Below are 13,405 nucleotides of genomic sequence, written 5' to 3'. Positions count from 1 at the left end.
CAGCTCCCTTTAAGTTCGTTATAAGACGATTGTCGACAATGTTCATTTTTTCTTTGACTGCTGCAAAGGATTTGGCTAGTTTTAGCGTCATTGAAAAATAAGGTGTCGACAATATGTTGGACGCAGCGCAAGCAACCAGTGCTGGCCAGGAAGATTCGGAAACCCTTTCCGAAAACGTCTTCCGTCGCATTCAGGCGGCCATCGTCAAGGGTGAGATCGCGCCGGGCAGCAAGATTTCCGAGCCGGAGCTGGCCCGCACCTACGGTATCAGCCGCGGCCCGCTGCGCGAGGCGATCCACCGGTTGGAAGGCCAGCGCCTGCTGGTGCGTGTGCCGCATGTGGGCGCCCGCGTGGTTTCGCTCAGCCATGCCGAACTGATCGAGCTCTACGAGATTCGCGAATCCCTGGAAGGCATGGCCTGTCGGCTGGCCGCCGAGCGCATGACCACGGCCGAGATCGATGAGCTGCGCCGCGTACTCGACACCCATGAGCGCGATGCGACGTTCCAGGCCGGCCTGGGCTACTACCAGCAGGAAGGCGATTTCGACTTCCACTACCGGATCATTCAGGGCAGCGGCAACCGCACGCTGACCCAGATGCTTTGTGGCGAACTTTATCAACTGGTGCGCATGTACCGCATCCAGTTCTCCGCAACGCCGAATCGCCCGCGCCAGGCGTTTGCCGAACACCACCGTATTCTCGATGCCATCGCCGACCGAGACGGCGAGCTGGCCGAGCTGTTGATGCGCCGTCACATCGGCGCCTCTAAACGCAATATCGAGCGTCATTACCTGGACGCTTCCCAGACCACGAGGTGAGTCATGAGTCAAAAGAGCAGCCCCGGCCAGCGTTTTCGCGATGCAGTTGCCAGTGAGCACCCCTTGCAGGTAGTCGGCGCCATCAACGCCAACCACGCCTTGCTCGCCCAGCGGGCCGGTTTCAAGGCTATCTACCTGTCCGGTGGCGGCGTCGCTGCCGGCTCGCTCGGTGTGCCGGACCTGGGCATCACCGGCCTGGACGACGTGCTGACCGATGTGCGCCGCATTACCGATGTCTGCGACCTGCCGCTGTTGGTCGACGTGGATACCGGTTTCGGATCCTCGGCCTTCAACGTGGCGCGTACCGTCAAGTCGATGATCAAGTTTGGCGCAGCGGCCATCCATATCGAAGACCAGGTGGGTGCCAAGCGTTGCGGCCACCGTCCGAACAAGGAAATCGTTTCGCAGCAGGAAATGGTCGACCGCATCAAGGCCGCCGTCGACGCCCGTACCGATGACAGCTTCGTGATCATGGCGCGTACCGACGCCCTGGCGGTCGAAGGCCTGGAGTCTGCCCTGGAGCGCGCCCAGGCCTGCATCGAAGCCGGTGCCGACATGGTCTTCCCGGAAGCCATCACCGAACTGGACATGTACAAGCTGTTCGCGGCCCGCGTGCGTGCGCCGATCCTGGCCAACATCACCGAATTCGGCGCGACCCCGCTGTACACCGTCGATCAGCTCAGGGCTGCCGACGTTTCCCTGGTGCTATACCCATTGTCGGCCTTCCGCGCCATGAACAAGGCAGCGGAAAACGTCTACACCGCGATTCGCCGCGATGGCACCCAGCAGAACGTCATCGACACCATGCAGACGCGCATGGAGCTTTACGATCGCATCGACTACCACACCTTCGAGCAGAAGCTCGATGCGTTGTTCGCGTCGAAAAAGTAAATCGGGCGCCGTTCCCCATAACAAATTCAAGATTGGAGAAAGCAATGGCCGAAGCAAAAGTTTTGAGTGGCGCGGGCCTGCGTGGCCAGGTAGCCGGGCAGACCGCATTGTCGACAGTCGGCCAGGCCGGTGCCGGCCTGACCTACCGCGGCTATGACGTGCGTGAACTGGCCGCCGACGCGCGCTTTGAAGAGGTCGCTTATCTGCTGCTGTACGGCGACCTGCCGAGCAAGGCGCAACTGGCTGGCTACATGGGCAAGCTGCGCACCCTGCGCGACCTGCCGCAAGCCTTGAAGGAAGTGCTCGAGCGCATTCCTGCCGATGCGCACCCGATGGACGTGATGCGCACTGGCGCGTCGTTCCTGGGCAATATCGAGCCGGAGCAGGATTTCTCCCGTCAGCACGACGTCACCGACCGGATGCTGGCCGCGTTCCCGGCGATCATGTGCTACTGGTATCGCTTCAGTCACGACAACGTACGCATCGACTGCGTGACCGACGAAGAGTCCATCGGCGGGCACTTCCTGCACCTGCTGCACGACAAGAAGCCGAGCGAGTTGCACCGCAAGGTCATGGACGTTTCGCTGATTCTCTACGCAGAACACGAATTCAACGCTTCGACCTTCACCGCACGCGTTTGCGCATCGACTCTGTCGGACCTGTTCTCCTGCGTGACCGCCGCTATCGGTTCGCTGCGCGGCCCGCTGCATGGCGGCGCCAACGAAGCGGCGATGGAGATGATCGAACGCTTCAGCTCACCCGAAGAGGCGATCAAAGGCACCCTCGGCATGCTTGAGCGCAAGGACAAGATCATGGGCTTCGGCCACGCGATCTACAAAGACAGCGATCCGCGTAACGAGGTGATCAAGGGCTGGTCGAAGAAGCTGGCTGAAGAAGTTGGCGATACCGTGCTGTTCCCGGTCTCCGAAGCCATCGACAAGACCATGTGGGAACAGAAGAAACTGTTCCCCAACGCTGACTTCTACCATGCATCGGCGTACCACTTCATGGGCATCCCGACCAAGCTGTTCACGCCGATCTTCGTGTGTTCGCGCCTGACCGGCTGGGCCGCTCACGTGTTCGAGCAGCGCGCCAACAACCGCATCATCCGCCCGAGCGCCGAGTACACCGGCGTCGAACAGCGCAAGTTCGTGCCAATCGAACAACGCTGATTTGCCGGGGGAGGGGCTGTCAACTCCTGTGGGAGCTGGCTTGTCTCCACTGTGGGAGCTGGCTTGCCGGCGATGCTGACGACGCGGTCTGACTGATGCTCCGCGTCGATGCCATCGCTGGCAAGCCAGCTCCCACAGGAGAGGCAAGCCGGCCCCCACAGGGGAGGGCAAGCCTGCTCCCCTCCGACCCTACCGTGATTGAGTCCCAGCGCCATGAATACTGAAAACCGCAAGCCACTGCCCGGCACCCGGCTGGATTACTTCGACGCCCGCGCGGCAGTCGATGCAATCACGCCCGGCGCCTACGACACACTGCCGTATACCTCGCGGGTGCTGGCAGAAAACCTGGTACGCCGTTGCGATCCGGCCACGCTGAATGCTTCACTGCGCCAGCTCATCGAGCGCAAGAGCGACCTGGACTTCCCGTGGTTCCCGGCCCGGGTGGTGTGCCACGACATTCTCGGCCAGACCGCACTGGTGGACCTTGCCGGCCTGCGTGACGCCATTGCCGACCAGGGCGGTGACCCGGCCATGGTCAACCCGGTGGTACCGACCCAATTGATCGTCGACCACTCGCTGGCCGTGGAATGTGGCGGTTTCGATCCGGATGCGTTCGACAAGAACCGCGCCATCGAGGACCGTCGCAACGAAGACCGTTTCCACTTCATCAACTGGACCAAGCAGGCGTTCAAGAACGTCGACGTGATCCCGCCGGGCAACGGCATCATGCACCAGATCAACCTGGAGAAGATGTCGCCGGTCATCCAGGCCCGTGACGGCGTGGCCTTCCCCGACACTTGCGTGGGCACCGACAGCCATACCCCGCACGTCGACGCGCTGGGTGTGATCGCCATCGGTGTCGGCGGCCTGGAAGCCGAGAACGTCATGCTCGGCCGCGCTTCCTGGATGCGCCTGCCGGAAATCGTCGGTGTCGAGCTGACCGGCAAGCTGCAGCCCGGCATCACTGCCACCGACATGGTGCTGGCACTGACCGAGTTCCTGCGCAAGCAGAAGGTAGTCGGAGCTTACCTGGAGTTCTTCGGCGAGGGTGCCTCGGCCCTGACCCTGGGCGACCGCGCCACCATTTCCAACATGGCCCCGGAATACGGCGCCACTGCGGCGATGTTCTACATCGACCAGCAAACCATCGACTACCTGAAGCTGACTGGTCGTGAAGACGAGCAAGTGCAGCTGGTCGAGAACTACGCAAAACTGACCGGCCTGTGGGGCGACAGCCTCAAGACCGCCGTGTATGAGCGTGGGCTGCAGTTCGACCTGTCTTCGGTCGTGCGCAACATGGCCGGCCCAAGTAACCCTCACGCGCGGGTGGCCACCAGCGACCTGGCTGCCAAGGGCATTGCCGGCCAATGGGAAGAAGTGCCCGGGCAGATGCCCGACGGTGCCGTGATCATTGCCGCCATCACCAGCTGCACTAACACCAGCAACCCGCGCAACGTCATCGCCGCCGGCCTGTTGGCGCGCAATGCCAACAAGCTGGGGCTGACTCGCAAGCCATGGGTCAAATCCTCCCTGGCCCCGGGTTCCAAGACCGTCGCCCTGTACCTGGATGAAGCCGGGCTGACCCATGAGCTTGAGCAAATGGGCTTCGGCGTGGTGGCTTTTGCCTGCACCACCTGCAACGGCATGTCTGGCGCGCTGGACCCGGTGATCCAGAAGGAAATCATAGACCGCGACCTGTACGCCACCGCCGTACTGTCGGGTAACCGGAACTTCGACGGGCGTATCCATCCCTATGCCAAGCAGGCGTTCCTCGCCTCGCCGCCGCTGGTGGTCGCCTATGCCATCGCCGGTACCATCCGCTTCGATATCGAGAAGGATGTGCTGGGCGTGGTCGACGGCAAGGAAATCCGCCTCAAGGATATCTGGCCGAGCGACGAAGAGATCGATGCGGTGGTCAAGGCGTCGGTGAAGCCGGAGCAGTTCCGCCAGGTCTATATCCCGATGTTTGACATCACCCGCGAGAAAGCCGCACAAGTGAGCCCACTGTACGACTGGCGCGAGCAGAGTACCTACATCCGTCGTCCGCCGTATTGGGAAGGTGCGCTGGCCGGTGAGCGTTCCCTCAAGGGTATGCGTCCGCTGGCCGTGCTGCCGGACAACATCACCACCGACCACTTGTCGCCATCCAACGCCATCATGCTCGACAGCGCGGCGGGTGAATACCTGGCGAAAATGGGTCTGCCGGAAGAGGACTTCAACTCTTACGCGACTCACCGGGGTGACCATTTGACCGCGCAACGCGCCACCTTCGCCAACCCGAAACTGTTCAACGAAATGGTGCAGGAAAACGGCAAGGTCAAGCAGGGTTCGCTGGCGCGGATCGAGCCGGAAGGCAAGGTCACCCGCATGTGGGAAGCCATCGAAACTTACATGGAGCGCAAGCAGCCGCTGATCATCGTTGCCGGCGCCGACTACGGTCAGGGCTCGTCCCGTGACTGGGCGGCCAAGGGCGTGCGCCTGGCCGGTGTCGAGGCCATCGCTGCCGAAGGCTTCGAGCGTATCCACCGCACCAACCTGGTCGGCATGGGCGTGCTGCCGCTGGAGTTCAAGCCGGGCACGGACCGCAAGACCCTGGGCATCGACGGCACTGAAACCTTCGATGTGGTCGGTGAGCTTGCCCCGCGTACCACGTTGAACCTGGTGATCACCCGCAAGAATGGCGAGCGTGTCGACGTGCCGGTCACCTGCCGCCTCGACACCGCCGAAGAAGTGTCGATCTACCACGCCGGTGGTGTGCTGCAGCGTTTCGCCCAGGACTTCCTGGAGTCGGCTGCGACGGTTTGATCATTTGAGTTAAAGACAACCCCCCTGTGGGAGCTGCGGTTCGACGACTCGACTTGCCAGCGATGCTGACGATGCGGTCTGCCCTGCGCACCGCATTGATGCAATCGCCGGCAAGCCGGCTCCCACGGGGCCTAACAGGACAAGATTCCCATGGCTCACGTTCCCCAGATCAAAGTTCCCGCCACCTACATTCGTGGCGGCACCAGCAAAGGCGTGTTCTTCCGTCTGCAGGATTTGCCCGAGCGTGCACAGGTTCCGGGCCCGGCCCGCGATGCACTGCTGCTGCGCGTGATCGGCAGCCCCGACCCCTATGGCAAGCAGATCGATGGCATGGGCGGGGCGACCTCCAGCACCAGCAAGACGGTCATCCTCGCCAAAAGCAGCAAGCCCAACCACGACGTCGACTACCTGTTCGGCCAAGTGTCGATCGACAAGGCTTTCGTCGACTGGAGCGGCAACTGCGGCAACCTGTCGGCGGCGGTCGGTTCGTTTGCCATCAGCGCCGGGTTGGTCGATGCCGAGCGCATTCCGCAAAACGGCATGGCGACCGTGCGCATCTGGCAAGCCAACATCGGCAAGACCATCATCGCGCATGTGCCCATCACCGATGGTGCGGTCCAGGAAACCGGTGACTTCGAGCTCGACGGCGTGACCTTTCCCGCCGCCGAAGTCCAGCTCGAATTCATGGACCCGGCTGCCGACGAAGAAGGCGCGGGCGGCTCGATGTTCCCCACCGGCAACTTGGTGGATGACCTCGAGGTGCCGGGTGTCGGTACGCTCAAGGCGACGATGATCAATGCCGGCATCCCGACGATCTTCGTCAATGCGCAAGACATCGGCTACACGGGTACTGAACTGCAGGATGCGATCAACGGCGACGCCAGGGCGCTGCTCATGTTCGAGACCATCCGTGCCTACGGTGCTTTGCGCATGGGCCTGATCCAGGACATCGATGAAGCCGCCACGCGCCAGCACACGCCCAAGGTTGCCTTCGTCGCCGGGCCGGCCGACTACCTTGCCTCCAGTGGCAAGCCGGTAGCGGCGGGGGACGTGGACCTGCTCGTGCGCGCGCTGTCCATGGGCAAGCTGCACCACGCCATGATGGGGACGGCGGCCGTCGCCATCGGCACCGCTGCCGCGATTCCCGGCACGCTGGTGAACCTGGCTGCCGGTGGCGGTTCACGTGTCGCGGTGCGCTTCGGTCATCCTTCGGGCACCTTGCGCGTGGGGGCCGAGGCCAGCCGGATCAATGGTGAATGGACCGTGACCAAGGCCATCATGAGCCGCAGTGCGCGGGTGTTGATGGAAGGTTGGGTGCGAGTGCCGGGGGATTCGGTCTAAAGGTCGCCTCGGACTCTGTGGAGGGATTCTTTATTGCCTGTTCGGGCCTCATCGCGGGCAAGCCCGCTCCCACAGGGACTGTGCTAAACCTGTGGGAGCGGGCTTGCCCGCGATGAGGCCCGAACAGGCAATAGAGGGTTCGAAGATGAGCGCCAACGTTGATCTGAACATCCGCCCCGACTACGACCAGGTCCTGCAGGACATCGCCGACTACGTCCTGAACTACAGGATCCAATCCCCGGAAGCCCTCGATACCGCCCGCAACTGCCTCATGGATACCCTGGGCTGCGGCCTGCTGGCCCTGCGCTTCCCCGAATGCACCAAACACCTGGGCCCGATCGTGGAAGGCACCCTCGTGCCGTATGGCGCTCGTGTGCCCGGCACTCGCTTTTGTCTCGACCCGGTCAAGGCCGCCTGGGACATCGGCTGCATCGTCCGCTGGCTCGATTACAACGACACCTGGCTGGCTGCCGAATGGGGGCACCCGTCCGATAATCTCGGCGGCATTCTCGCGGTCGCCGACCATCTGTCGCAAAAGCGCGTGGCCAATGGCGAGCCGCCGCTGACCCTGCGCACCGTCCTCGAAGCGATGATCATGGCCCACGAGATCCAGGGCGTGATGGCGTTGGAGAACTCATTCAACCGAGTCGGCCTGGACCACGTGATTCTGGTCAAGGTCGCCTCCACCGCCGTCTGCGCCAGACTGATGGGCGCCAGCCGCGAACAGTTGCTGTCGGCACTGTCCCATGCCTTTGTCGACGGCCAGGCCCTGCGCACCTATCGCCACGCGCCCAATGCCGGTTCCCGCAAGTCCTGGGCGGCGGGCGATGCCAGCAGTCGTGGCGTGCGTCTTGCCGATATCGCCATGCGTGGCGAAATGGGAGTCCCGAGCGTGCTGACCACGCCACAGTGGGGCTTCTACGACGTGCTGTTCAGTCACACCAACAAGGACCTGGCGCTCAAGCCTGAAGACAAGCGCCAATTCAGTTTCTCTCAGGCATTCGGCACCTACGTGATGGAAAACGTGCTGTTCAAGATCAGCTTCCCGGCCGAGTTCCACGCGCAAACCGCCTGCGAAGCTGCCGTGACCCTGCACCCGCAGGTCAAGGATCGCCTGCATGAAATCGACAGGATTGTCATTACCACTCATGAGTCGGCGATCCGCATCATCTCCAAGGTCGGCCCGCTGGCCAATGCCGCCGACCGCGACCACTGCATCCAGTACATGACCGCCGTACCGCTGGCCTTCGGCGATCTGGTGGCCGAGCATTACGAAGATGATTTTCATGCGGCCCATCCGATCATCGACGAGTTGCGCGCCAAGATGGTCATCGTCGAAGAACCGCGCTTTACACGTGAATACCTGGAGGCCGACAAACGCTCGATCGCCAACGCGATGCAGGTGTTCTTCAGGGATGGTTCCAGTACCGGGCAGGTTGTGGTCGAGTATCCGATTGGTCATCGGCGGCGTCGTGGCGAGGGGATTCCCTTGCTGGAAGACAAGTTCAAGGCCAACCTGGCGACGCGGTTTGCGGCGCAGCGGTCGGCTGAGATTTTTGCGTTATGCAAGGATCAGGCGAGGTTAGAGGCGACGCCGGTCAACCGGTTCATGGATTTGTTTGTGATCTGAGATTTGGAGTCGCCGCGATCCTTGTAGCCGCTGCCGTCAGGCTCGGTGCGCCGCTGCGACGCTGGAGTCCCGCAGGGGCTCCCTTGGCGATCTCAAGATCTTGCGCCTGCTTCGCACGCGAGCGCAGCCTGCGGCAGCGGCTACAGGGATTGCATTCCAACTGCCAGGCATAAAAAAGCCCCGCCAGATGGCGGGGCTTTTTCAACGCGGTGTTTCGTTACGCTTGAACGACCGGGATGTTGGCGTTCGCCGCCGCTTCACGGAACTCGGCGATCTGGTCGAAGCTCAGGTAGCGGTAGACATCGGCCGCCATGCTGTCGATCTTGCCGGCGTACTCCATGTACTCTTCGACGGTTGGCAGCTTGCCGAGGATGGACGCGACAGCGGCCAGTTCGGCAGAAGCCAGGTACACGTTGGCACCATCGCCCAGGCGGTTCGGGAAGTTACGGGTCGAAGTCGAGACCACGGTGGAGTTCGGTTCGACGCGTGCCTGGTTACCCATGCACAGCGAGCAGCCCGGCATTTCCATGCGCGCGCCAGCCTTGCCGTAGATGCCGTAGTAGCCCTCTTCGGTCAGTTGGTGAGCGTCCATCTTGGTCGGCGGCGACAGCCACAGACGGGTGGGCAGCTGACCCTTGACCTGATCCAGCAGTTTACCGGCCGCGCGGAAGTGACCGATGTTGGTCATGCACGAACCGATGAACACTTCGTCGATCTTCTGGCCTTGAACGGTGGACAGCAGGCGTGCGTCGTCCGGGTCGTTCGGCGCGCAGAGCACCGGCTCCTTGATGTCGGCCAGGTCGATCTCGATGACCTCGGCGTACTCGGCGTCCTTGTCGGCTTCCAGCAGCTGCGGGTCGGCCAGCCAGGCTTCCATCGCCTGGGCGCGACGCTCCATGGTGCGGGCATCGCCGTAGCCTTCGCTGATCATCCAGCGCAGCAGGGTGATGTTCGACTTCAGGTACTCGGCGATGGCCTTTTCCGGCAGCTTGATGGTGCAACCGGCCGCGGAACGTTCGGCCGAGGCGTCGGACAGTTCGAAGGCTTGCTCGACGGTCAGGTCGTCCAGGCCTTCGATTTCCAGGATGCGGCCGGAGAAGGCGTTGATCTTGCCTTTCTTCTCGACGGTCAGCAGGCCGTGCTTGATGCCGTAGTAAGGGATGGCATGCACCAGGTCACGCAGGGTGATGCCCGGTTGCAGTTTGCCCTTGAAGCGCACCAGTACCGACTCCGGCATGTCCAGTGGCATCACGCCGGTTGCCGCGGCGAAGGCGACCAGGCCGGAACCGGCCGGGAAGGAGATGCCGATCGGGAAGCGGGTGTGCGAGTCACCACCGGTGCCGACGGTGTCCGGCAGCAGCATGCGGTTCAGCCAGCTGTGGATGATGCCGTCGCCTGGACGCAGGGACACGCCGCCACGGGTGCGGATGAAATCCGGCAGGGTGTGGTGGGTGGTGACGTCGATTGGCTTCGGGTAGGCAGCGGTGTGGCAGAACGACTGCATGACCAGGTCGGCGGAGAAGCCCAGGCACGCCAGGTCTTTCAGCTCGTCGCGGGTCATCGGGCCAGTGGTGTCCTGGGAGCCGACGGTGGTCATCTTCGGTTCGCAGTAGGTGCCTGGGCGTACGCCCTTGCCAGCTGGCAGGCCGCAGGCCTTGCCGACCATCTTCTGCGCCAGGGTGTAGCCCTTGCCGGTGTCGACCGGAGCTTCAGGCAGCTTGAACAGGTCGGTTGGGCCCAGGCCCAGCTCGGCGCGCGCCTTCTCGGTCAGGCCACGGCCGACGATCAGCGGGATACGGCCGCCGGCGCGGACTTCGTCCAGCAGCACCGGGGTTTTCATTTCGAAGGTGGTGATGACATCAAGGCTGCCGTGCTTGCAGACCTTGCCGGCGTGCGGGTACAGGTCGATCACGTCGCCCATGTGCATGTTCGACACATCGAATTCGATCGGCAGGGCGCCGGCGTCTTCCATGGTGTTGTAGAAGATCGGGGCGATCTTGGAGCCGAAGCAGAAACCACCGCCGCGCTTGTTCGGCACGTAAGGGATGTCGTCGCCGAAGAACCACAGTACCGAGTTGGTCGCCGACTTCCGCGAAGAACCGGTACCGACCACGTCACCGACGTAGGCGATCGGGAAGCCCTGGCCGCGCATCTCTTCGATCTGCTTCATCGGGCCGGTCACGCCTTGCTCGTCCGGCACGATGCCGTCGCGGGCCATTTTCAGCATGGCCAGGGCGTGCAGCGGGATGTCAGGGCGCGACCAGGCGTCCGGCGCAGGGGACAGGTCGTCGGTGTTGGTTTCGCCAGTGACCTTGAACACGCGCAGGCTGATCTTGTCGGCCAGGGTCGGACGGTTCTTGAACCACTCGCCGTCGGCCCAGGACTGCAGCACGGCCTTGGCGTTGACGTTGCCGGCCTTGGCTTTTTCGGCCACGTCGTGGAACGCATCGAACATCAGCAGGGTGTGCTTGAGCTCTTCGGCGGCAACAGGTGCCAGCTCGGCGTCGTCCAGCAGCTCGACCAGGGTGGCGATGTTGTAACCGCCTTGCATGGTGCCCAGCAGCTCAGCGGCGCGCTTTTTATCGATCAGGGGGGACTTGGCTTCACCTTTGGCCACGGCAGACAGGAAACCGGCCTTGACGTAGGCGGCTTCGTCCACGCCTGGTGGAACGCAGTTGGTGATCAGGTCGACGAGGACGGCTTCTTCGCCAGCAGGGGGATTCTTCAGCAGCTCGACCAGGCCTGCTGTTTGTTCGGCGTTAAGCGGCTGGGGCACGATACCCTGGGCGGCACGCTCTTCGATGTGTTTGCGGTAGGCTTCAAGCACAGTTATTACCCTCATCAGTGGTCCCAAATGGGTGTCCGGGACGCTCATCCAGAAATTCATGTACCCATGCGCTGCGTGGCTTTTTGGGCCGCTTAGCCAGGGTTACAGGAAATCCTTACAGAAGCTGCTTTCAAAGTTTTACGCCTGCAGAACGGCGGGCTGATGAGGGCTGGCGCGGGAGATTCGAGGGCGAATTTCCCGGGTCAACACCGCTCTGCTGGATCAACTGTGCTCGTGACGCTTTGAAAACAGCTTCTAACGGACATTTGGCGCCTAAAAAGGCTGCATGATTCTACGGTAAAAACGCGATAAAGGTAAGTTGCCAGGGCAGACTTCTGGCGTGACCCTGGTTAGACAAAGGGCTAACATGGTCGCTTGTTCGATCGCTCAGCACCTGCCCTCATGTCCAATCAGTCCATCAAGACGCCGTGCGTCGGCCTTTGTTCAACCGTTTACGGGGACCTCGTGTGCCGTGGCTGCAAGCGCTTCCACCATGAAGTGATCAACTGGAACGGCTACAACGAGGACGAGAAGCGTGCGGTATGGCTGCGCCTGGAGCAATTGCTGGTGCAGGTGATGGCCGGCAAGCTGGAGGTGTTCGACCGCTCGAAACTGCGTTTGCAACTGGAGCAGCGCAAGATTCGCTTCGTGCCGCAGCAGTCGGAATACTGCTGGGCGTATCAGCTGATTGCCCGGGGGGCGCGGGTGATCAACCAGCTCGAGGCTTATGGCATGGTGTTGATGCCGGAGTTTCGCGAGTGGGAATTGCCGCAATTACGCGATGCCATTGATCGGGAATTTTTCCTGCTGTCCGAGGCGCATTATCAGCGGTATATCGCGCCGGGGTTTCTCAAGGATGCCTTGGGGTAGGATTTGAGGGCCTCATCGCGGGCAAGCGAAACGCCGCCCGGCCCGCTCCCACAGTAGTCTGCGGTGAACCCTGTGGGAGCCGGCTTGCCGGCGATGAGGCCGGCCCTGCCTAACCGCGGGCCACCTCCACCAAATGATCAATGATCTCCTGGGTCTTGAGCACCAGCACATCACTTTCCAGCGCATCGAGCACCACCTCGGCGGTGTTGCCGATCAACGCGCCGGAAATCCCCGTGCGCGCCACCGTGCCGATGACAGTAACGGCAGCACCCAGCTTGTGCGCCGTATAGGGTATCAACACATCGGCCGGACCTTCGGCGATGTGCAAATGGTCGTCATCTATATCGAACTCGGACTGGAACGCCTGGCACTGTTCGCGATAACGCGCCTCGATGGTTTCCTTGAGCTGATACACCGGGTCCGCCGCTGAGAGCATTGGCGAGGGGTGGGCGCTGATGACATGGAGCTCGGCCTTGGCCATGCTGGCAATTTGATAGCCGTGGTCGATGATGTTGGCGTGCAGGTGGCGGTGTTCTTCATCGGTATTGCCCACATCCACGGCGGCCAGGATCACGCCGCCCGTCCAGGGCTTGTCGGTCTTGACCATCAGCACGGCGCAAGGGCAGTAGCGCAGCAGTTTCCAGTCCTCAGGCGTGAGCAGGGCTTTTTTCAGCGGGCTGTCGGGGCGGTGCTGCTTGATCACCAGCCCACAACCTTCGGCCTGCTGGGCAGAGACGATGGTTTCGTGGATCGAGCCATGCCAGGCCTGTTCGGTTGTGGCGTCGAAGCCATCATCGAGCATTTCGTTTTTCAGAAAGGCGAGCTGGGCGCTGTGATCCTGCTTCTTGTCGCACATCAGCAGGTGCAGGCGCGCCTGGGTCGCCTTGGCGATCAGTTTCGCCCGGTTCAATGCCAGGCCATGGGTGTGTTCGGGGTCGAGTATCACCAGAATGCTGCGGACGGCTTGCATGATCGTGAACTCCCTAAATGTGGCAACGAATGCACAACTATGGATGTCCCCCAACAAAAGCAGTCTTGATACATATCAAGC

The 13,405-nt window shown here is 62.2% G+C and carries 9 protein-coding genes; 7 read left to right on the top strand and 2 right to left on the bottom strand.

Features of this window, described 5'->3' with window-relative positions:
* Positions 1 to 113 precede the first annotated feature (113 nt).
* From NVV94_RS17440 to prpD, 6 genes are all read left to right on the top strand, one after another.
* Positions 114 to 818: a GntR family transcriptional regulator gene (locus tag NVV94_RS17440; RefSeq protein ID WP_258443639.1), complete on the top strand. Its 705-nt coding sequence runs from the start codon at positions 114 to 116 to the stop codon at positions 816 to 818.
* Positions 819 to 821: 3 nt separating this feature from the next.
* Positions 822 to 1,709, top strand: coding sequence for a methylisocitrate lyase (gene prpB, locus NVV94_RS17435; RefSeq protein WP_258443638.1), 888 nt, complete (start codon positions 822 to 824; stop codon positions 1,707 to 1,709).
* Between the two features lie 44 nt (positions 1,710 to 1,753).
* Positions 1,754 to 2,881 carry a 2-methylcitrate synthase gene (gene prpC, locus NVV94_RS17430; protein ID WP_258443637.1) on the top strand — a complete coding sequence of 376 codons (1,128 nt, stop codon included), beginning with the start codon at positions 1,754 to 1,756 and terminating at the stop codon, positions 2,879 to 2,881.
* Positions 2,882 to 3,094: 213 nt separating this feature from the next.
* Positions 3,095 to 5,686, top strand: a complete 2,592-nt coding sequence (acnD, locus tag NVV94_RS17425; protein ID WP_258443636.1) for a Fe/S-dependent 2-methylisocitrate dehydratase AcnD — start codon at positions 3,095 to 3,097, stop codon at positions 5,684 to 5,686.
* A 150-nt stretch (positions 5,687 to 5,836) separates the two neighbouring features.
* A complete protein-coding gene (gene prpF / locus NVV94_RS17420) occupies positions 5,837 to 7,027 on the top strand; it encodes a 2-methylaconitate cis-trans isomerase PrpF (RefSeq protein ID WP_258443635.1) in 1,191 nt (396 codons plus the stop codon).
* A 145-nt stretch (positions 7,028 to 7,172) separates the two neighbouring features.
* Positions 7,173 to 8,657: a 2-methylcitrate dehydratase gene (gene prpD, locus NVV94_RS17415; RefSeq protein WP_258443634.1), complete on the top strand. Its 1,485-nt coding sequence runs from the start codon at positions 7,173 to 7,175 to the stop codon at positions 8,655 to 8,657.
* Between the two features lie 217 nt (positions 8,658 to 8,874).
* Here prpD and acnB read toward each other — a convergent pair whose 3' ends face one another.
* On the bottom strand, positions 8,875 to 11,484 hold the full coding sequence (gene acnB, locus NVV94_RS17410; RefSeq protein WP_258447735.1) for a bifunctional aconitate hydratase 2/2-methylisocitrate dehydratase: 2,610 nt from the start codon (positions 11,482 to 11,484) through the stop codon (positions 8,875 to 8,877).
* A gap of 402 nt (positions 11,485 to 11,886) precedes the next feature.
* Between acnB and NVV94_RS17405 the strand changes: the two genes are divergently transcribed.
* The gene (locus NVV94_RS17405) at positions 11,887 to 12,354 is read left to right on the top strand and encodes a DUF1289 domain-containing protein (RefSeq protein WP_258443633.1); all 468 of its coding nucleotides are present in this window, start codon (positions 11,887 to 11,889) and stop codon (positions 12,352 to 12,354) included.
* A gap of 109 nt (positions 12,355 to 12,463) precedes the next feature.
* On the opposite strand, the gene NVV94_RS17400 is transcribed toward NVV94_RS17405, so the two are convergent.
* Positions 12,464 to 13,324 (bottom strand): universal stress protein, encoded by an 861-nt coding sequence (locus tag NVV94_RS17400; RefSeq protein ID WP_258443632.1) that lies wholly within the window; start codon positions 13,322 to 13,324, stop codon positions 12,464 to 12,466.
* Between the last annotated feature and the right edge of the window lie 81 nt (positions 13,325 to 13,405).

Origin of the sequence: Pseudomonas sp. LS1212 (assembly GCF_024741815.1) — a bacterium.
Taxonomy (GTDB): domain Bacteria; phylum Pseudomonadota; class Gammaproteobacteria; order Pseudomonadales; family Pseudomonadaceae; genus Aquipseudomonas.
This window is presented reverse-complemented; position numbering and strand designations above follow the sequence as displayed.

Excerpts from the sequence above, each read along its gene's own strand:
- prpD (WP_258443634.1), top strand. The coding sequence starts at position 7,173 with ATGAGCGCCAACGTTGATCTGAACATCCGCCCCGACTACGACCAGGTC.
- prpB (WP_258443638.1), top strand. The coding sequence starts at position 822 with ATGAGTCAAAAGAGCAGCCCCGGCCAGCGTTTTCGCGATGCAGTTGCC.
- NVV94_RS17440 (WP_258443639.1), top strand. The coding sequence starts at position 114 with ATGTTGGACGCAGCGCAAGCAACCAGTGCTGGCCAGGAAGATTCGGAA.
- acnD (WP_258443636.1), top strand. The coding sequence starts at position 3,095 with ATGAATACTGAAAACCGCAAGCCACTGCCCGGCACCCGGCTGGATTAC.
- NVV94_RS17405 (WP_258443633.1), top strand. The coding sequence starts at position 11,887 with ATGTCCAATCAGTCCATCAAGACGCCGTGCGTCGGCCTTTGTTCAACC.
- prpF (WP_258443635.1), top strand. The coding sequence starts at position 5,837 with ATGGCTCACGTTCCCCAGATCAAAGTTCCCGCCACCTACATTCGTGGC.
- NVV94_RS17400 (WP_258443632.1), bottom strand. The coding sequence starts at position 13,324 with ATGCAAGCCGTCCGCAGCATTCTGGTGATACTCGACCCCGAACACACC.
- prpC (WP_258443637.1), top strand. The coding sequence starts at position 1,754 with ATGGCCGAAGCAAAAGTTTTGAGTGGCGCGGGCCTGCGTGGCCAGGTA.